This window comes from Micromonospora sp. NPDC047762 (assembly GCF_043204655.1).
GTDB lineage: Bacteria > Actinomycetota > Actinomycetes > Mycobacteriales > Micromonosporaceae > Micromonospora.
The window spans coordinates 235,517-253,841 of sequence record NZ_JBIDCQ010000001.1 but is presented as its reverse complement, the minus strand read 5'-3'; the positions used below and the strand labels follow the sequence as shown (position 1 = coordinate 253,841).

Here is an 18,325-nt window from a genome sequence, read left to right as displayed (position 1 = left end):
CTCGTCGGTGTGGGGCCTCAGGTGACCGGCACGAAGCCGGCCACGACGCCGCTGAACGCCACCCCGTAGGTGATGACGGTGACCATGACGGTGGCCAGCACTGTCGCCTTCGGCGGCTGGCGCACGAGCTGGTAGGCGATCAGCCCCGGTGCCACGAAGCCCAGGGTCTGGTGTGCGAAGAGCAGCGGCAGGTCCCGTTGGACGATCACGAACAGAGTCATCTGGAGGAGGACGCTGAGCAGGACGATCGCGGCGAAGAGGCGTTTGCCGTAGAGGATCACCATGCGCTGCATCAGCCGCGTGAGGGCGTAGGTGACGACGGTCATGACCACGATCACCGCAGCCTGGAGCGGGTCCTCGATCAGCGCGAGCGCGATCCAGCCCGGCGTGATCATCCCGCCTGGCGAGAGGTTCGTGGTGAGATAGCAGAGCAGCGCGAAGACCAGGCCGATGCCGAGGCACGCGGTGGCCAGCTGGGCGCTCAGTTCTCCTCCGAATGTCACCGGTAGGTCCTTCCCAGGAACACGGTCTCGCCGTCCACGGCGGAGGCGCGCGCGGTCGGCGGACGGAGCATCGATTCGGCACGACTGTGGTCCTGCGGTTCCCAGCTCGGCAGGGCGGCCAGCTCGTGCAGCAGCACCTCACCCTGCCCGTGGATGTTCCCGACGGCGACGATGGAGGCATCCTCCGCCGTCACCGCCATGACCTCGCTGATCAGCCGTTCCGACGGGAGCTTGCCGCCCAGGTCGACCACCCGGCTCTGCAACTCGGCGGGGACGTTGACCTTGGCGCTGCGGGTCATCTCACCGATGAGCACGATGCACTGCGGCTGTACCCGGCCGGCGAGCGTACCCATCTGGCCGTTCCGTTCCACCCGGTCCGGTCGACAGTTGATGACCATGGTCAACGGCTTGCTGATGAGCCGTTGCTTCTCCAGTTGTTCGATGTTCATGTACGTCGACTCCGGGTCGTTGGCGGCGAAGATGTTGGCGAAGCGGACGCGCTTGTCGCCGTACAGGACCCGGGCCACGGAGAGCACTCCCGGGTCGGGTGGGGCCGACCACATGCCGGTGAGCGCGCTGTGCCTGTCGACGCCGAGCTGTTCGGCAACGGCGAGTGCGATGGCCACGTTCTCCTTGAAGGTGATCCAGCCGAAGCCGGACATCTCCTGGTCGGTCACGGACTCGGGGTCGACCGCGATCAGTCGGCAGTTCCGTTTGGCTGCCTCCTTCTCCAGGATCGCCAGTCGGTCCTTCTCCGCGGTGATGCAGATGCCGTCCTCGGGCATCGACCGGCTCAGCGACCGGGCCACGTCGTCGAGGGTCGGCCCCATCTCGGCGAGGTGGTCCTCGCGGACGTTGCAGAGCACCCCGATGGTGGACCTGATGAGCTTGCTCTGGTTGATCTCCTGCAATGCCGGCATGACCGCCATGCACTCGATGACGAGCGAATCCGGGTGGTAGACGGCGGCCCGCCGGACGATGCCGATCTGCTCGACCACGTTGGCGATCCCGAACTTGCGGTGCACCGGCTCCTCGCTGGCATCGGGGAAGATGAACCTCGCGGCGGTGCCGGTGGTCTTGGCCACCACCACCTTGCCGCCGCCGCGCAACGCGCCCGCGCAGAGTCGTGTGATCGAACTCTTGCCACGGATCCCGTTGACGAGCACCCGGTGCGGGATGGTGTCGAGGTTGCGGTTGTGGTTCCGCTGCTCGATCACGCCGGCCACCAGGAGGGCGAGGCAGCAGAGGCTGTAGACGGTGTAGAGGTAGAACATGCTCAGCCTTTCGTCGCCCGGTTGCGGGTCCCCGCCGCGTGCCGGACGCGGGCGAGGACGCTGGTCCGGTCGGCTCCCGCGCCGCGTAGCCGCAGCGCACCACCGAATCGGGCGGACCCGGTGTGTCGGACCTGGCGACAGATCTCCAGGCACATCGCGATCGCACCGATGTCGTCGTGGCGCTGCGGCGGGACGGGCAGATCCACGGTCCCGTCGGCCATCCGCTCGGCGAAGGAGCTCAACCTCCGCAACGGCCGGACGAAGATGTAGAGCTGCCACAGGTGGGTGAGAAGGGCGATGCCCACCACGGCCCCGGCCACCAGCAGGGTCCACCGCCGCTCCACCATCGTCGGCAGGCGCAACCCGGCGACGTCCTGCTCCAGCACGACCGCCCACTCAAGGTGGGCGACTGTCGTCGGCACGGTCAGACCGGAGGCGGCGACCATCGCCGGGGTACCGTCCTCGGTGGTCGACCGGCCAACAGTGCTGCCTGGCAGCACCTCGACGGCGACGCTTCGGGCCAACTCTCCCTGTAGCGGCTGGAACGCCTGGAACCCCTCCGAGTCCAGGATCGTCCGCAGCTCGGCGTCGACGACCCGGACGCGGCCATCCACCCGACGGACCAGCCCGAGCAGGCGGTCCGGGTCGAACTCACCGATCACAGCGAAGCCGTCGGCGCGCTGGTTGAAGGCGTACACGAGCGGCAACCGCTCGGCTGTGTCGTCGAGATGGACGCCGACCTCGCCTGGCAGTGGCGCGACGGTCCGCAGCGGTTTCCGGCCCGCGCCGGCCACCATCTTTCCGTCGTGGTCGACCAGGTACAAGGCCCGCAGCCGCTGCTCGGCGGCGAGTTCCCGGTCAAGGGTCCGGTCCGCCTGCCCGAGGTCCTTCGAGGTGATCCCCTGCGAGACCCGGGAGACGGTGGTCAGGCCGTCATCCAGCAGGTGCCCGAGGGCGTTGCTGGCCTCCTCTGCCCGGCTCTCCGCATCCCGCACCAACTGCACGGGAATCGTCGGATCGGGAGCCTGCAACGCGACCACCGTGGCCGCCGCCGGCCAGAGCATGGCGACCACCACGGCGACGGTCAGGCCCTGGAGGACGGTTGGCCGCCAACGCTGGTCCAGCGGGTACTGGTCGCCGGAGGCCAGGGCCAACGCCCGGGTGATCCGGTGCGCCTCGCGGATGCGCATCGGCGGACGGCGCCGGGTCATCACGCCGCAGGCGTCGGCCTTGGCCTGGTTCAGCAGCGCCCGGACCGGCCGGACCAGCGACATGCGCATGAGTACGAAGCTGAGCAGTGTCACGAGCAGCAGGCTGAGCCCGAGCAGCACCCCCTTGGTGCCCGAGGTCCCCGCGCTCACGTCCGCCGCGAGCAGGGAGACGACCACGAGCCCGGTCTCACCCACCGGCGCGGACGACACCACGAGCCTGCGGTCCGTCCACTCCTTGACCACCACCTCGCGGCTCTGGGGCGAGTCGGACCCGGCCAGGCCGGCGAAGACGGTCGGCAGGTGCACGGCGTCGACCGCACTGGCCCCCTGCATCAGGCTGCTCTTGCCGTCGGGGCCGATCATGTGGACGCCATGTCCCGCGTCCGGGTTGAGTCGCAGGTTCCGCATGGTGACCTGCTGGAGTGCGAGTACTGCCCGGGTGTCGTCCAGCGCGACGGCATAGACCAGCACCGGGCCATCAGCCGTGGTGGCGGCGATCGTCCTGTCGACTTCCAGCACCGGCGGCAGGAGGTCGAGCGGTAGCGCCGCGCCCTTGGCGGCGAGAGGTCGCCGGGAGGCGGTTTCCACGATCACCGCGCCGGTGAAGCCGGCGCCCTCCCCGACCAGGCGGGTCAGCAGATCGGTGTCGCTCGTGGTGCCCCGGTCCTGCACGGTCCGGCTGAGGTTGGTCGCCCGGCTGCGGGCCTCGGTCTGCATGCTCGAGGCCAGTTTGGACACGACGTCCCGCTGGGAGTCGACGACGGCTGGGAGCACCCCGCGCTCGGCGCTGACCGCAAACCCGAGGATCGCCATGGCGACCACGAACATCGTGGTCCAGAGATAGACGAGTGAGGGTGCGCTCGTTCCGGCGGGAAAGGACGCAGCCGGCAACTGCTGGTCGAGCGCCCGTCGCCTCCAGGCCAGCAACTGTTCATGATCGTCTGCGGGCCCAGCCGTCGACTGCCATGGCGCGTACTGCGCCGACCTGCCTGACACGAAACGACAACCTTCCCCGTGGAGCTACTCCCTGGACCGCTGCCTGTCCAGCTCGTCAGCCAGGCGACGGCCGCTGGCCGCCGCGAATGCTAGCAAGGTGTGCCACCACGAGATCTGTGACGATTTCGCCTTTGTGTCGGCTCAGTTGCGGTTGTTACTTACGCGGCACTCCGCGTACCACCAGGCCTGCGCTGTCGGCGGCCCTGGTTAAGAGGTTGCCTTCGATCCGCTCGACCGCGGCCTCGTAGATCCGGCGGCGCCCCGGGGAGAGGGCCGGATCCGCCAACGCCCGCTCAAGATCGACCAGACGGATGTCCGGATTCAGATCAACGAAGGTGGGGATCGCCTCGATGGCCACCACCTTCCACCTCTTCGTCTCGCCGGCCGGACCGAACGTCACCCGGGTCATCGCGCCGTCACGGTTGGCGTTCACCGGCTCGGCGTGCCGGGCGATCTGGTTGCCCATCCCGTAGACGATCCAGGTGTCGCCGATCCGCTCCACCGGCTGGACGACGTGTGCGTGATGCCCGAAGACGACGTTCACGTCGTCGATGGCGGCGATCTGACGGGCCCAGGTCTGCTGGTCGACGTCCGGTTCGTGCTCGTACTCGGTGCCCCAGTGCAGGCTGACCACAACGATCTCCGCGCCCGCCTCCCGGGCCGCCGCCGCGTCCCGCCGAATGGCCTTCACGTCGATGAGGTTCGCCACCCACTCCTTGTCGGCGGGCGGGCGCAGACCGTTGAAGCTCTTGGTGAAGCTGATGTGTCCGACCTTCACACCCTTGGCCCGATAGATCTTGACGGTGCGGGATTCACGCTCGGTCCGGTAGCTGCCGGTGTGCCCCAGATCCGACTTGTCCAACGCGTCGAGGGTTCGCTTGACGCCGTCGTACCCCTGGTCGATCGTGTGGTTCGAGGCGGTGGAGCAACCGTCGTACCCGGTGCTCTTGATGCCCTTGACCACCTCCTGCGGCACGTTGAACTTCGGGAAGCCGATGTAGGGGCCGCCCGGCGGTGCCAGCGGGGTCTCCAGGTGGCACAGGGCCAGGTCCGCGCTGGAAACGGTCTCCCGCACCGGCGCCAGCATGGGGGCGAAGTCGAACTCGCCGCCACCGTCGCGCCGGGCCTGGTCCCACAGTTCGGGGTGCAGCAGGATGTCCCCGGCGCCGAGCACGGATACCGTCCGTCCGGCCGCCTTCACCGGGGCCCCCAAGGGGCGGGGCGGGTCTGCCGGCGCGGGAGATTCAACGGACCAGGGTCCGAGGACATAGATCGCCCCGACCCCGACCGCCAGTGCGATCACGCAACTGAGGATCGCCCGTAGCGTGCCGGAGAACCCGCCGCTCACCTGAGAATTGCTCGCCACCGCGACAGGCTAGTACGCCTTGTCCGCCGCCCGCTGAGGGGTTGGCCCGCTGTCCCCCGGTCGATCAGCGACCTCAACAGTCGGAGAAGCCGGCGGTTTCGTCGTGCAGACCCTGAGCGAGCACGCCCGCGCATCTTGGCAGCGGCACGTGCCTCCGCTACCGTGGGAACGCTCCCATGAACTTAGATACATCTATGTGATCTGGAGGCAACACGTCGTGGCTATCCTCTCCTCGCTCCGCCGCAGATCGGCGGCTTTCAGCGTGGCGGCCGTCGCGGGCGCCACCGCCGTCGGCGTCTGCCTCGCCGTCAGCAGCGCCTCCGCGGGCACGCTGTCCGGGTCGCTCTACCGTGACCCGAGTTCGGCCGTCGTCCGCTGGGTCGCCGCCAACCCGGGCGACTCGCGTACGGCCGTCATCCGGGACAAGATCGCGAGTCAGCCGCAGGCGCGCTGGTTCGCCAACTTCAACCCCTCGACCGTGCAGTCCGAGGTCTCCGGGTTCATCGGCGCCGCCAACGCGGCGCAGCAGATCCCGGTCCTGGCCGTCTACGAGATCACCAACCGGGACTGCGGCGGCGCCAGCGCCGGTGGGGCGCCCGACCTCAACCAGTACCAGACGTGGGTGTCGAACTTCGCCAGGGGACTGGGCAACCAGACCGTCATCATCATCCTGGAAACCGACTCACTCGCTCTGCTGACGTGCCTGAGCAGCGCCGAGATCAACGCGCGCAACGCGGCGATCTCGACGGCCACCCGGACCATCAAATCGGGCAACCCCAACGCCAAGGTGTACCTCGACGGCGGCCACTCCACCTGGAACAGCGCTGGTGAGACGGCCAACCGGCTCCGGGCAGCCGGTGTGCAGTACGCCGACGGCTTCTTCACCAACGTCTCGAACTACAACTCCACCTCCAGCGAGGCGAACTTCGGTCGGGGGGTCATCTCCGCCCTCAACGGCATGGGGATCTCGGGCAAGCGCCAGGTCATCGACACCAGCCGTAACGGGGGTGCGAGCGGGGACTGGTGCGGCGACGACAACACCGACCGGCGCATCGGGCAGTACCCGACGACAAACACCGGCGACGGCAACATCGACGCGTACCTGTGGGTGAAGCCGCCGGGGGAGGCGGACGGCTGCCGCTTCACGGCCGGCTCGTTCCAGCCCGAACTGGCCTTCAGCCTGGCCAACGGCGCGCCCAACCCGCCCACCACCACCCCGCCGACGACCCCTCCGACGACGCCGCCGACGACGCCGCCGACGACCCCTCCGACCACGCCGCCGACCACGCCGCCGGCCGGTGACGGCTGCTACGCGTCGATCGCGGTCAACCAGTGGGCTGGCGGCTTCACCGCGAGCGTGACGGTCACCGCCGGCAAGTCGGACATCAACGGCTGGACCGTGACCGTCGCGCTGCCCAACGGCTCTGTCACCAGCGCCTGGAACGCGCAGGTCAGCGGCACCAGCGGATCCGTAGGGTTCACCAACGTGAGCTACAACGGACGTGTCCTCGGCCGGCAGTCGACCAACTTCGGCTTCCAGGGCACCGGCACCGGCCCGGGCGTGTCGGCCGACTGCGTGACCAACTGACATCAGTCGATGCGGCGGCCCGGCGCGGAGGACCACTCTCCGCGCCGGGCCGTTCCTCGCCACCCCGGGTCGCGCTCGCGCCCCCCCGTAGCCGTCGGGGACGCCGCGCCAGCTAAGTCCGCACGTTGGTGGCCAGTGGCTTCTCGGCATCCCGGCCACGGGTCGGTCGTACCGACCAACTGCTGTGGTTCCTCCCTCTCCTGCGGGACATCTCGTGGCCGGCGAGCAACGCGATCGCCACGGCTGTCAGCAGGCCGCCGAACAATGGGATGACGCGCACCCCGGCCGTTGCCAGCAGACCCGCGCCGATCAACGAGCCGGCCGCGAGGCCGAAGTTGAACGCGACGCTGAGGCTGGCCGACGCCATGTCGGTGGTCGACGGGGCCACCTGCATGACGCGGTGCTGGATTCCCGCGATCAGCGAACTGAACGACATCCCCGCCACGGCGAGCAACGGGATCGTCAACACCTTGCTCGCGCCAGCTCCATAAAGGCCGACCATCGCGGCGGTGAGGAGTCCGAGGAGAACCAGCACGACACCGAGCGGAAACCGGTCGAGGACCCGGCCGACCGCCCAGGTCCCGGCGACGCCGAACGAGCCCTGGACGAAGAGCAGCAGGCCGAGAGATGCTGCGGCGAACCCGCTGACGTCGAGGAGGAAGACCGTCATGTAGGTGAACGCGCCCATGGCGCCGGTCACCGCGAGGACGGTGGCGAAAAGGAGCACGACGAAGCGTGCTCGGTCCGGCATCGGCCCGATGTCGCCGGCACTCTGTTGCGGTGCGACGCTCGGCAGGAGCAGGGCGACCGCGACGCAGGTGACGAAGCCGAAGACGGCCATCGCGACGAAGGCGGCCCGCCACCCGGCCTGCCCGCCCAGCCAGGTGCTCAGCGGCACGCCGAGGACCGGGCCGAGGGCGTTGCCGATCGACAGCCGAGCCACGATGCGGCCGCGGATGTTCGCGGGGAACATCGAGATCGCCACCGGAAACACCACAGCCCAGAAGACACCGTTCGTGGTGGCGGACACCAGTCGCGCGGCGAGCAACACCTCGTAGGAGGTCGCGAAGGCCGACACCGTCGTCGCCGCGGCGAACACACCGAGGGCACCGGCGAGCAGTGGGCGCCGGGGCACACGCCGAGTGATCCGGGTCAGCGGGAGCGCCACGATCATGACGACCACGGCGTACCCGGTCACCAGCAGGCCGGCCTCGGACCTGGAGCGTCCCAGGTCCGGGGCGATCAGCGTGAGCAACCCGATCGGAAGCACCTCGGTGGTGACGTAACAGAAAGTGGCGGCGGACAACGCGGCGAGGGCATAGACCGCGCGTCGTTGGGGTGCCATCGGCTACCTCCCAGATCCCGAACGTTGATCGATGATCCCGGCTAAATGGATTTTGACGGTAGCATAGAGGAGTAGGCATCTCTCGTTGTTCGGCCGCAAGCGCTGTGCTTGTACCGATGCGCAGGGCTAAGCGTGGCGCACCAACTCCCAGATTGGACAAGCATCAACCGCCTTCGGCGCTTTAGGTGGTAGCCTCGCTGGTATGCCACTCGACGTGTGCCAGCTACCGATGGTCGGCGGGCACCCCGTGCTGGATCTGGTCAACACACTGGAACGCGGCGGCACGTCGCCGCACGACTTCCTGTCCGACAGCTCCGCCCTGCTGCGTTGGTCGGTCCAGGTGGGCCTGATCAGCGACGCGGAGGCCGACCGGGTTGGCCGCGCCTGGGGCGACGAGCCGGCGGCGGCGCACGCGGGCCTGGCCGCCGTGCGGGACATCCGCGAAGGGCTCTATCTCGTGATGCTCGCGGCGATCACCGACGCGGACGACGGCGCGGCGGACGACCCCGTCGCGGCCGGTGCCGCGCTGGTCGCGCTCCACCAGCGCTGGTCCGGCGCGGCCGGTCGAGCGAGATTCGTGCTCGACTCGTCGCAGGTACGGCTGGTTTACGGCACGGTGCCGGCCATGTTGGTGCCCGACCGGATCGCCGAGGCCGCCCTGGACCTCATGGTGGCGGCCGACCTGACCCGGGTGCGTCGCTGCCCGGTGCTCGAAGGCGGCTGCGGCTGGCTGTTCCTCGATCGGACCCGCAACGGTTCCCGCCGCTGGTGTCGCATGGCCGACTGCGGCAACGCGGTGAAGGCGCGACGGCTCACCGAGCGTCGCCGCGCCGCCCGGCCCGCCAGTCCGTAGTCGGTCGACGGTGGTGAACGTGGTGAGTCTCCGCCGGCAGTGGACGGCTGCCGCCCTCATGTCGGTCCCCCTGGCGTCCCGCCGGGGGTGGCCCTGTGCTGGGACAAGAGGCGTCTGGGTGGCGGGGTGAACGCAGGCCGCTCCCTGCCACCTCAGCTGGAAGCCCGGGTCGCTAGACTGAGCCCTCGCGCCCCCGTAGCTCAGGGGATAGAGCATCGGTTTCCTAAACCGTGTGTCGCAGGTTCGAATCCTGCCGGGGGCACCAGGTCAGAGCCTTGATCACCGATCAATCTTCGCTCTTACGCGACTTCCGTGCCCGATGCGTGCCCGTTCAAGGTTGTCCAGGTGAGCGGCTACCTCAGCATCTCGGGAGTCAATCGCGCGGGCGTAGTGCCGGGTAGTGTGCACAGTCTTGGGCTTCCACCCTGACTCCGCCGCACTGAACCACAGTTCGGCCCACTCGCCGATCGTCGTTCGGCCGGCAGACGGAGCAATCCACCGCCCCTGGGCGATGTCGGCTTCGACGATGCTCAGGAACCGTTCCGACTCCGCCTTGCTGCGGAAGGCCTTGAATCATTTGGCAATCTTCTAGTGGTGCCTATCGGTGAGTTGCGGAGGCACTGCGGCCGGGCCCGCCCTGCTCGGGCGGGCCCGGCACTTGCTGGAGCAGCTATGAGCTGACTCGTTGCCAGCTCCGATCTGCGGCAAAGGGACGGTACGACCACACCTGTTTTCCGCTTGTGGTCGTGACGGTTACCTGCACGATGCCTTCGCTGACTTCCGCCTTCTCAATACGGGTGACTCCGTTGACGCCCGACCGGAGAACCTCCGAGCCGAGCGGGTAGTCACCATCCCGCCGGAAGGATTGCAGGGTCTGCGACGTTTCGCCGCTAGGGGACCGCAACGTGAGGATGGCGAACGTCGCTTCGCCGTCGCTGGCGTTGACGAAGGACACGGCGCCGATCGTGCTTGTGTAGTGGGTCGTGCCCTTGCTGGGGTCATCGCTGTTGTTGTACATGTTGACTTCGCCGGCCCCGTTCACCATCGGCACGCAGTAAACCGACTCGCCGAATCCGTCGGGCTTCCGGCGGCCCACGAGGAGGCCGGTGTTGCGGAAGTCGACCTCGTGGAAGTTCTTGGATGGCTTCTGGAAGGTGGTCGGACCGTCCACCTGACGGAAGGCGCCCTTCCGGAACGCATAGCCCCGCACCTGTTTCTCGCAGGGCAGCCACCCGTTGGTCTGGTACGGGCCGTAGGCGGCGAGCCGGACGACGCCGTTGTCGACTGTTATTGCCTCGCGGGAGAACGTCGCGGCCACGTTGGGAGTGTCCGCCGAGTTGATGACGTATCCCAACGGTGTCAGTGCGCCGTCCGACGCGACCTTCAGCGCCAGCAGTTGGGTAACGTTCAGCGACTCATCGTTCTGGCAACGGATGGTGGTGAGTTCCTCGTCGCCTGGCACGCCATCGAGGTCGGCCTTGATGGGAGCCAGCTCCCCGATGACCAGTTTCGCGCCATCCGCCAGCGTCGTCGTACCGTGGACAAATTTCCTCGTTCCCTTCGCCTTGCACCCGTCGTCTTCCCAGCCAGGGAACGCCGGGAGGTTGAGGGAGGCATTGCGCAGATCGGCCGACGATGGAGCCGACGATGCTGGAGTCGATGACGGGGCGAGCGACAGAGTCGGAGTGGCCGGTTCGACCGGGTTGGCGGATCCGATCGCATCGGGTGGCGAGTTGTTGCCCCGTGGACTGGCGGAGTAGGCCGTGATCGGCAGGGCGATCAGCAACGCACCGGCCACGCTGAATGCCGTGAGGTGGACTCTCCGCCGGAACGCCACCTTGTGGCGGACTGCGGGGGCGCCCGGCGCAGGCAGGTAGGAGGAGCGCTCCGCCGCGTCGAACTCGGTGAATGCGTCGTTAATGAGGTTGTCCAGGTTGTCAGACATATGATTTTCCTTTCCGGTCATCCCTTGAGGTGCTCGGCGAGGGCGGTTCTCCCGCGGCTGAGCCAACTTTTTACGGTGCCCTCGGCCACGTTTTCCTGCACGGCGATTTCCGCGACTGACAACTGGCCCAGGTAATGCAGAACGACGGCCTTGCGAAGCTTCGGCGGTATCTTGGATAAGGCCGCGACCAGCGCCACGCGGTCTGGCGACGGGCCGTCGTGATGTTCTTCGCGCTGGCGGCGCAGGAATATCGCGGACGTCTTTTGTCGCCGGAGCCTACTGGTGGCGAGATTCCATGCGACCCGGCGCACCCAGGCATAGGAGTCGTCGTATTGCCTGATCCTTGCCCATCTGGTGTAGGCGCGGCAGAATGCCTCTTGCACCAGGTCCTGTGCCTCTGCTCGGTCACCCAGGTACGCGTAGAGCTGGGACCTGAGGACGTCGAACTTTGTCGCATAAAATTCGTCGAAATCGCGCTGGTCGTCTTTTGTCGAGGCTCGAGGTGCGGCCGCGGCTGCGGTCATCACTGCGGTCACGTTTCCTTCCTCCCGTGGTGCCACCCTCGTGGGCGAGCAACACGAACACGTGCGGGCCCTCCCGTCGGTTGCATAGGGATTTCCGGTGCCGCCCGCGCTCCGGCGGCAGGGTTGGCACTTCAGGCCGACGGCGTGTCAAGAAACCCCGCCGAGTGGGCGGCGCGCGGCTCGGGCCACGACAGTCGTGGTCCCGCGTGCACAATTCCGGTCCGATACATTGCCGCAGGGTGTCGACCAGGTGAACGAGCCGGCATATTTCGCTGAGTGCGACGCCTAGAGAAGGACTTTCCCGCCTTGCGGAACGAGCTGGCTACCAAGGAGAAGTAGCTGCGCAGCGAGATTGGCGCGGTGGGCCAACGCCTCTATGACTATTTGCTGTCGCCGGAGTCCGACCCGGTCGACGGCTTCGAGACTGCAGAGGAACGAAATCGCTGACTGGGAGCAGGCGCACCCGACCTCGATACGGAGATCAGCTGGCGGCGCATGAACGGTGTGCACCCCGAGGAGCGCACCGCACCATCCGGGCCGGTCGGTCACGACCGGCCCGGGCGGTGGGCGACTCAGGCGGCGTAGATGAGCTTGACGCCGTCCAGCCCCAGGGCGGCTGCCCGGGTTCCGCGGACCCCGCTGTTGAGGTTGCGCCAGCCGTTGTTGCTGGCGGCCTCGTGCACGTACCCGTCGACGGCGTTGTAGATGTGCTTCACCCCGTTGACGTTGAGCGCGGCCAGGGCGTCGCCCTGTGCGCCCTGGATGCCGGTCCACAGGTTCGCCCAGCCGGCGTTGCTGGCGGCCTCGTAGATCCGGCCGCCGTTCAGGGCGTAGAGGATTTTCGTGCCGCCCACTGTGATCGCCGCTACCGCCGAGGCGGGGACGCCGGTGTTCAGGTTCCGCCAGGCGTTGGCGCTGTGCGCCTCGTGTATGTAACCGCCGACGATGCTGTAGATGTACTTGACGCCGTTCAGCGCGATCACCGAGATTGAGGACGAGCTCGCGCCGCCGATGCCGGTGTTGAGGTTGCGCCAGCCGTTGTTGCTGGCGGCCTCGTGCACGTACCCGTCGACGACGTTGTAGATGTGCTTCACCCCGTTGAGGTTCAGCGCGGCCAGCGCGGTGCCCTGCGCCCCGTGGATGCCGGTCCACAGGTTGTTCCAGCCGGCGTTGCTGGCGGCCTCGTGGATCCGGCCGCCGTTGAGGGTGTAGAGGATCTTCGTGGATCCAAGGGTGATCGCGGCTGCCGCAGTGCCGGTCACCGCGCCCGTGCTGCCGGAGACCGGCAGGGCGCGCCAGCCGGCGTTGCTTGCCGCCTCGAACACCTGACGGGGCTGGTCGGCGGGGTTCTGCTGGATGTAGACGAGTGGGCTGATCAGGGCACCCGACGGGTTGATCATGTGCCAGTGCAGGTGTGGGCCCGTCGAGCTGCCCGAGCCGGGCGCCCCGGCCGCGCCGCCGGAGCGGCCCACTATCGTGCCCGCGCCCACACTGGCGCCGTTGGCGAGCAGGAACTGCGACAGGTGCAGGTACTGGCTGCGATACCCGTCCGCGTGGTGGATCGTGACGGTGTGCCCGCCCGCGCCGTTGTTCGGGATGTTCTGGATGGTTCCCGCGCCGCAGGCGGGCAGCGGCGTACCCACCCCCATCCCGAAGTCGATGCCGCCGCGCGAGCCGCGGCTGAGGTGGCCCTCCCAGGTGTCGGTGATCGGGTAGGCGCTGAACGGGTTGTAGATCGCCGGTGCGGCCTGTGCGGCCTCGGGGACCAACAGGCCACCCGCGCCGATGGCGCCGGCGCCCAGCACCGCCGCGCGCAACACGGTGCGGCGACTCACTGCGGAGGTGGTCGTGTCGTCGCCGCAGCAGCTGCCTTCGTGACCGTCAGTCATTCCCACTCCTTCTGCGCCCGCCCAGGTATCCACGGAGGCTAATGGGTTGGGTGGTCGGGCGGTACCGCGGCCACCAGACGTTGATCAGAGTGTCGGCAGCTGTTCGGCTCGGGTGACCACCTGGTCGATGAGGCCGTACTCCCGGGCCTGCTCGGCGGTGAACCACCGGTCCCGGTCCCAGTCCCGCTGGATCTCGTCGAGGGTCCGTCCACTGTGCTGGGCGATGAGCTCCTGCATCGTCCGCTTCACGTGCAGCATGTTCTCCGCCTGGATGGTGATGTCGGCGGCGGTTCCGCCCATCCCTCCGGACGGCTGGTGCATCATGATCCGCGAGTGCGGCAGTGCGTACCGTTTGCCGGCCGCACCCGCGCAGAGCAGGAACTGCCCCATCGAGCCGGCGAACCCGAGCGCCAGCGTCGCCACATCGTTGGGGACGTAGCGCATCGTGTCGTAGACCGCCATCCCCGCACTCACCGAACCGCCCGGCGAGTTGATGTAGAGGTAGATGTCCCGGTCGTCGTCCTCGGCGGCGAGCAGCAGGATCTGCGCGCAGATCTGGTTGGCCGACTCCTCCGTCACCTCGGTGCCGAGGAAGACGATCCGCTCCCGCAGCAGACGCTCGAATACGTGATCACCGAAGGACGGTTGCCCGCCGTTGAGCATCTGTACGCCGTACCCCATCATGTGCCGCCGCCCTCCGCCGTGCCGGCGGGCGGTGGGACCACCCGGTGGACCGGCCCTACCAGCGTGCCGGCGGTCGCGACGGCCAGCCCACGGATTCTGCCGCCGGCAGATCCGCCGACGGCAGAACCGGCGCGGCCTACGCGGCGGTCAACCGCCGCGCGCCGACCGGGGCCGACCCCCTGCCAGCCAGGCAAGGGGTACGCGGGCCGGGGCGCGAGCCACCAGCGGAGACCGTCACGCCGACCCGCATGGTCGGCTCGCCGGCCCTGGGCACCCGCTGGAGGGCCAGCCCGCCGCCGAGCGGACCCACCAGAAGGGTGGCATTGCCGATCTCACGTCGGACCGCCTCGACAGGCTCCAGGTGGGTCAGTGCGGCGCGGGGTGCCGCCGGGAGACGGGGTTCGACCCGACGCATGTCGTCGCGGGCCTCCCCGAGCAGGTCGGCGAGGCTGATGCCGAGCGCCCGGCAGATCGCCGCGAGCACCTCCGAGGAAGCCTCCTTGCGGCCCCGCTCCACCTCCGACAGGTAGGGCACCGACACGTCGGCCGACTCGGCCACCTCGCGCAGCGTGCGGCCCTGACGCTGGCGGTGGCGACGCAGCACCCCGCCGATGACTCGTCGCAGCAACGACATGCCGGCCTCACTTTCGCAGTCGTCGTCGGGAACACCCTCATCATGCCCGTCCCCGGCCGTTAAGGCCGACCCGTCCGGGCCCGCGCCGCTCGACGGCGCGGGCCCGGGGCTCTCACCGGTGCAGGTGGGTGTGCCAGTTGACCGGATCGGCCACCAGCGTCACCGCCGGGAACAGCGCCCGGGTGCCACCGCTGGGGAGCAGGGCGCTGTCGTCGATCGACACGTTCGCCCCGTCGACGTCGTAGACGGTCAACGACTCGTTGCCGTTCTCCCCGCCGAACCGCGCCGGGTGCCCGTCGACGGTCGTGTTCGGGTCGACGTACTCGTTGTCGGCGGGATCGCTGATGTTCCGGTAGCGGGAGATGCTCACCGTCATCGTCCGGGCCCGCTGCTGGCCGGGATCGTCGGTGATCGACTTCGGTGACCAGGTGGTCGACGCGTACCAGACCTTCGGCTCGTCCAGCGACTCCTGCACGTCGACGGCGATCACCTGTAGTGCGGCCGGTACACCCGCCACCGCGGCCGGCATCGGGATCGGGTCGTCTGCGAACCGCAGCGCCCGGGCCACCCGCGTCGCGGTGCTCCGGACGTCGGCTCCGACGCCGACCACCCTGAGCTGTGCCCAGCCGTCCGGGGCGTACCGCCAGCGGAGGATCGCCTCCGGCTGCTCGGCCCCGCTGTACGAGGCGAAACTGCTGGTCCCGCCGTTCAACTGCGGGCCGGGTGTGGTCTCGCCGGGCCGGGCCGCTTCGCCGCTGTCCCGCTGCGGTGGCGAAGGCTGCACTCCCTTCGGATAGAGGGTGATCGCGACGCCCTTCCATTGGCCGCCGCCGGGCGCAGTGGACGCGCTGAGATAGACGCCGGGGCCGGAGAGCAACAGCCCGGCCTGGTATTGAAGTTTGGGCAGCCCGTCCGGCAGCCAGCCGAACCGGACGTACACCCGCTGTGGGTCGATGGTGGTGAGCGCGGCCGGTAGCCCGGTCTGGCCGGCGAGTGTCGTGGCGTCGAACGGGGCGGGGGCCGGCGCCCGGTCCGCGGTCAGCAGGCCGGGGACGGTGAGCCCGCCGACGGTGAGCGCCGCCGCCAGCAGCGCGGCGCCGGCACCGTGGGCGAGGCGGCGTTGCCGCCGTGCCGTGGTCATCGCCCGTTCCACGTCCAGCACGACGGAGGGCCGCTCGGCCGACTCGATCTCGGTCAGCATGAGCTCGCCGATCTGGCGTTCGTCAAGCATCGTCGCTCCTCTCAGTTCCCGGTCAGGGTGGGGGTGAGCAGGGTGCGCAGGGTGGCCAGGCCCTTGGCGGTCTGGCTCTTCACCGTCCCCGTCGAGCAGCCCATAGCGCGGGCGGTCTCCTCGACGCTGAGGTCCTGGAAGTACCGCAGCACCAGCACCGCGCGTTGGCGCGGAGGCACCTGCCGCAGCGCGCCCACCAGGGTGATCCGGTCGGTCGGGTCAGCGAATGCCCTGGACATGTCGGGCAGCGCGGCGCCGAGGCGGACCCGCGTCCACCGCAACCGCCGCTCGTCGATCAGTCGCCGCAGCAGCATGGTGCGCACCAGGGCGTCCAGATGATCGGCCTGCCGCGCCCGCGCCCACGAGCGGTACAGCTCGGTGAGCACCCGTTGCAGGATGTCGTCGCCCCGGTCCCAGTCCCCGCACATCAGGTAGGCGGTGCGTCTCCACTGCGCCATCCGGGACCGGACGTACTCGGTGTATTCGTCGTCGGCCTCGGCTCGCCGTCTGCCGCTCGTCGTCACGAGGGTCGCGCCCCCTCCGTCTGCCGGCCTGCACCGGTTCGTCGTTGTCGTCCGGTAGTCGGGTGCGGGAGCGGCGTCGGTTGTCCGCCGCGGCCCGGACGTGCGATCAGCGGTGCACCCGCTATGTTGTGGGCGTGCAGGCGACGGCGGGGCAGCAGGTTCGACGGTGATCCATTTTCCCGCGCAGCGGCGGGGCCCACTGAGCGCGCTGAGCCTCCGGCTCGCGGCCGCCCTGGGCCTGGTCTTCGCAGTGGTCGCCGCGGTCTATCTCGGCCGGGACGGCTACCGCGATGTCAACGAGGACGGTCTCACCCTCCTCGACTGCTTCTACTACGCGGTCGTCTCGCTCTCGACCACCGGTTACGGGGACATCACCCCGGCCGCGCCGTCGGCCCGGCTGGTCAACGTCCTCTTCATCACCCCGGCCCGAGTGATCTTCCTTATCATCCTGGTCGGCACCACCCTGGAAGTTCTGACCGAGCAGTACCGGACCGGCCGTCGCCTGTCGCGGTGGAGGAGAGCCGTGAAGGACCACGTCATCATCTGCGGCTACGGCACCAAGGGGCGTAGCGCTGTCTCCGCCCTGATGGAGAACGGTCTGGACCGTTCGCGGATCGTCGTGGTGGAGCGCAGCGCCGCCGCCCTGCGGCAGGCCACCTCCGCCGGGCTGGTGGCGATCGAGGGCTCGGCGACCCGCTCGTCGGTCCTGAACGAGGCGCACGTCAAGAACGCGAAGGCCGTGATCATCGCGACCGACAGTGACGACGCGTCGGTGCTGGTCGCGCTGACGGTACGGCAGCTCACCGCCGGGCAGGTCCGCATCATCGCGGCAGCTCGGGAGGCGGAGAACGCCCCGCTGCTCAAGCAGAGTGGCGCGCACCATGTGATCGTCTCCTCGGCCACGGCGGGCCGGCTGCTCGGCCTGTCCACCTCGGCGCCGCCGCTGATCGACGTGGTGGAGGACCTGCTCACCCCCGGCCAGGGCATGGCGCTGGCGATGCGTTCGGCCGAGCGGGACGAGGTGGGTCGCTCGCCACGCGAGCTGGAGTCGTTGGTGATCGCCCTGGTGCGGCGGGGCAAGGTGGTCACCCTGGCCGACCGGGCCGGTGCGGTGATCGAGACCGGCGACATGCTGGTGCACGTACGCGACGACCGTCCCCAGTCGGCGACCACCGCCTGATCGTCCTACCGCTGCCGCGGCGTGCCGGCCCCGCTGTCGCCGGTGTGGTGAGGCGGCGTCAGCAGGTGTCGTCGGCGACGCAGATCGCTTCGGTGCAGTTGACCGCTGTGCCGGTGGACGCCCGGCTGAGCAGTTTGTAGAGCGTCTCCCGCTCGGCGGGATCCAGCGCGCCCAGCACCTCGTCCTCGGCGCTGGCCAGGGCGCATTCGGCCTCGCTGAGGCGTTTCGCACCATCTTCGGTGAGTTCGACGACGTGTCGGCGACGATCCTCGGGTGAGCGCCGACGCTCGATCAGCTGCTCCGCCTCCAGGTCGTTGAGCAGCCCGACGATGTTGGTGCTGTCCATTTCCAGGATGGTGGCGAGCGCCTGCTGCCCGGTGCCGCCGCCGGCGCGCAGCACGGTGAGCGCGACCAGATGCCGGGGGCGTAGTCCCAGCGGCGCCAACACCGACTCCGACCGCAGTCGCATCCGCCGGGCCAGATGGTCCAGGAGTGCGCCCGAGCGGTGCTCGGAGGAGTCGAGCGGCTGCGCGGACATGTGACCCAGTCTACCGAGTCTGCGGAACATCGGCCTGCTA

Annotated in this window: 16 protein-coding genes and 1 tRNA gene; 4 read left to right on the top strand and 13 right to left on the bottom strand. The window is 69.0% G+C overall.

Annotation, left to right across the window (positions count from 1 at the left end; genetic code table 11):
* Window positions 1–17: 17 nt before the first annotated feature.
* The 4 genes from ACGF3C_RS01260 to ACGF3C_RS01245 all read right to left on the bottom strand — a co-directional run bounded on the left by ACGF3C_RS01260 (window position 18) and on the right by ACGF3C_RS01245 (window position 5,350).
* Window positions 18–503, bottom strand: a complete 486-nt coding sequence (locus ACGF3C_RS01260) for a poly-gamma-glutamate biosynthesis protein PgsC/CapC (protein ID WP_355005071.1) — start codon at window positions 501–503, stop codon at window positions 18–20.
* Window positions 500–1,777, bottom strand: a complete 1,278-nt coding sequence (pgsB, locus tag ACGF3C_RS01255) for a poly-gamma-glutamate synthase PgsB (RefSeq protein ID WP_355005072.1) — start codon at window positions 1,775–1,777, stop codon at window positions 500–502. Before pgsB ends, ACGF3C_RS01260 begins: the two co-directional genes overlap by 4 nt.
* A 2-nt stretch (window positions 1,778–1,779) precedes the next feature.
* Window positions 1,780–3,984, bottom strand: coding sequence for a HAMP domain-containing protein (locus ACGF3C_RS01250; RefSeq protein WP_393217641.1), 2,205 nt, complete (start codon window positions 3,982–3,984; stop codon window positions 1,780–1,782).
* 154 nt (window positions 3,985–4,138) lie between these two features.
* Window positions 4,139–5,350: a CapA family protein gene (locus ACGF3C_RS01245; protein WP_393217639.1), complete on the bottom strand. Its 1,212-nt coding sequence runs from the start codon at window positions 5,348–5,350 to the stop codon at window positions 4,139–4,141.
* A 217-nt stretch (window positions 5,351–5,567) separates the two neighbouring features.
* Between ACGF3C_RS01245 and ACGF3C_RS01240 the strand changes: the two genes are divergently transcribed.
* The gene (locus ACGF3C_RS01240) at window positions 5,568–6,938 is read left to right on the top strand and encodes a glycoside hydrolase family 6 protein (RefSeq protein ID WP_393217637.1); all 1,371 of its coding nucleotides are present in this window, start codon (window positions 5,568–5,570) and stop codon (window positions 6,936–6,938) included.
* Window positions 6,939–7,050: 112 nt separating this feature from the next.
* Here ACGF3C_RS01240 and ACGF3C_RS01235 read toward each other — a convergent pair whose 3' ends face one another.
* Window positions 7,051–8,283 (bottom strand): MFS transporter, encoded by a 1,233-nt coding sequence (locus ACGF3C_RS01235; RefSeq protein WP_357227915.1) that lies wholly within the window; start codon window positions 8,281–8,283, stop codon window positions 7,051–7,053.
* A 202-nt stretch (window positions 8,284–8,485) separates the two neighbouring features.
* Here ACGF3C_RS01235 and ACGF3C_RS01230 point away from each other — a divergent pair, with 202 nt between their 5' ends.
* Both ACGF3C_RS01230 and ACGF3C_RS01225 read left to right on the top strand, forming a co-directional pair.
* A complete protein-coding gene (locus ACGF3C_RS01230) occupies window positions 8,486–9,136 on the top strand; it encodes a CGNR zinc finger domain-containing protein (RefSeq protein WP_393217634.1) in 651 nt (216 codons plus the stop codon).
* A 189-nt stretch (window positions 9,137–9,325) separates the two neighbouring features.
* Window positions 9,326–9,401, top strand: a tRNA-Arg gene (locus tag ACGF3C_RS01225).
* Between the two features lie 405 nt (window positions 9,402–9,806).
* On the opposite strand, the gene ACGF3C_RS01220 is transcribed toward ACGF3C_RS01225, so the two are convergent.
* The 7 genes from ACGF3C_RS01220 to ACGF3C_RS01190 all read right to left on the bottom strand — a co-directional run bounded on the left by ACGF3C_RS01220 (window position 9,807) and on the right by ACGF3C_RS01190 (window position 16,567).
* Window positions 9,807–11,081, bottom strand: a complete 1,275-nt coding sequence (locus ACGF3C_RS01220; RefSeq protein ID WP_393217632.1) for a hypothetical protein — start codon at window positions 11,079–11,081, stop codon at window positions 9,807–9,809.
* A gap of 17 nt (window positions 11,082–11,098) precedes the next feature.
* Window positions 11,099–11,608, bottom strand: coding sequence for a SigE family RNA polymerase sigma factor (locus ACGF3C_RS01215; protein WP_357205553.1), 510 nt, complete (start codon window positions 11,606–11,608; stop codon window positions 11,099–11,101).
* A gap of 569 nt (window positions 11,609–12,177) precedes the next feature.
* Entirely contained in the window at window positions 12,178–13,494 is a 1,317-nt protein-coding gene (locus tag ACGF3C_RS01210; RefSeq protein WP_393217630.1) for a M23 family metallopeptidase, read from the bottom strand.
* Window positions 13,495–13,578: 84 nt separating this feature from the next.
* On the bottom strand, window positions 13,579–14,178 hold the full coding sequence (locus ACGF3C_RS01205) for a ClpP family protease (protein ID WP_393217628.1): 600 nt from the start codon (window positions 14,176–14,178) through the stop codon (window positions 13,579–13,581).
* A 136-nt stretch (window positions 14,179–14,314) separates the two neighbouring features.
* Window positions 14,315–14,812 carry a helix-turn-helix domain-containing protein gene (locus ACGF3C_RS01200; RefSeq protein WP_393217626.1) on the bottom strand — a complete coding sequence of 166 codons (498 nt, stop codon included), beginning with the start codon at window positions 14,810–14,812 and terminating at the stop codon, window positions 14,315–14,317.
* A gap of 112 nt (window positions 14,813–14,924) precedes the next feature.
* Window positions 14,925–16,043 (bottom strand): hypothetical protein, encoded by a 1,119-nt coding sequence (locus ACGF3C_RS01195; protein ID WP_393217624.1) that lies wholly within the window; start codon window positions 16,041–16,043, stop codon window positions 14,925–14,927.
* A gap of 11 nt (window positions 16,044–16,054) precedes the next feature.
* Window positions 16,055–16,567 (bottom strand): SigE family RNA polymerase sigma factor, encoded by a 513-nt coding sequence (locus ACGF3C_RS01190; RefSeq protein ID WP_357221860.1) that lies wholly within the window; start codon window positions 16,565–16,567, stop codon window positions 16,055–16,057.
* A gap of 166 nt (window positions 16,568–16,733) precedes the next feature.
* Here ACGF3C_RS01190 and ACGF3C_RS01185 point away from each other — a divergent pair, with 166 nt between their 5' ends.
* Window positions 16,734–17,747: a TrkA family potassium uptake protein gene (locus ACGF3C_RS01185; RefSeq protein WP_112603739.1), complete on the top strand. Its 1,014-nt coding sequence runs from the start codon at window positions 16,734–16,736 to the stop codon at window positions 17,745–17,747.
* Window positions 17,748–17,805: 58 nt separating this feature from the next.
* Here ACGF3C_RS01185 and ACGF3C_RS01180 read toward each other — a convergent pair whose 3' ends face one another.
* Window positions 17,806–18,285 carry a MarR family winged helix-turn-helix transcriptional regulator gene (locus tag ACGF3C_RS01180; protein ID WP_357221858.1) on the bottom strand — a complete coding sequence of 160 codons (480 nt, stop codon included), beginning with the start codon at window positions 18,283–18,285 and terminating at the stop codon, window positions 17,806–17,808.
* Between the last annotated feature and the right edge of the window lie 40 nt (window positions 18,286–18,325).

Coding starts and splice junctions, on each gene's coding strand:
- ACGF3C_RS01180 (WP_357221858.1), bottom strand. CDS start 18,285: ATGTCCGCGCAGCCGCTCGACTCCTCCGAGCACCGCTCGGGCGCACTC.
- ACGF3C_RS01200 (WP_393217626.1), bottom strand. CDS start 14,812: ATGTCGTTGCTGCGACGAGTCATCGGCGGGGTGCTGCGTCGCCACCGC.
- pgsB (WP_355005072.1), bottom strand. CDS start 1,777: ATGTTCTACCTCTACACCGTCTACAGCCTCTGCTGCCTCGCCCTCCTG.
- ACGF3C_RS01220 (WP_393217632.1), bottom strand. CDS start 11,081: ATGTCTGACAACCTGGACAACCTCATTAACGACGCATTCACCGAGTTC.
- ACGF3C_RS01210 (WP_393217630.1), bottom strand. CDS start 13,494: ATGACTGACGGTCACGAAGGCAGCTGCTGCGGCGACGACACGACCACC.
- ACGF3C_RS01195 (WP_393217624.1), bottom strand. CDS start 16,043: ATGCTTGACGAACGCCAGATCGGCGAGCTCATGCTGACCGAGATCGAG.
- ACGF3C_RS01235 (WP_357227915.1), bottom strand. CDS start 8,283: ATGGCACCCCAACGACGCGCGGTCTATGCCCTCGCCGCGTTGTCCGCC.
- ACGF3C_RS01205 (WP_393217628.1), bottom strand. CDS start 14,178: ATGATGGGGTACGGCGTACAGATGCTCAACGGCGGGCAACCGTCCTTC.
- ACGF3C_RS01230 (WP_393217634.1), top strand. CDS start 8,486: ATGCCACTCGACGTGTGCCAGCTACCGATGGTCGGCGGGCACCCCGTG.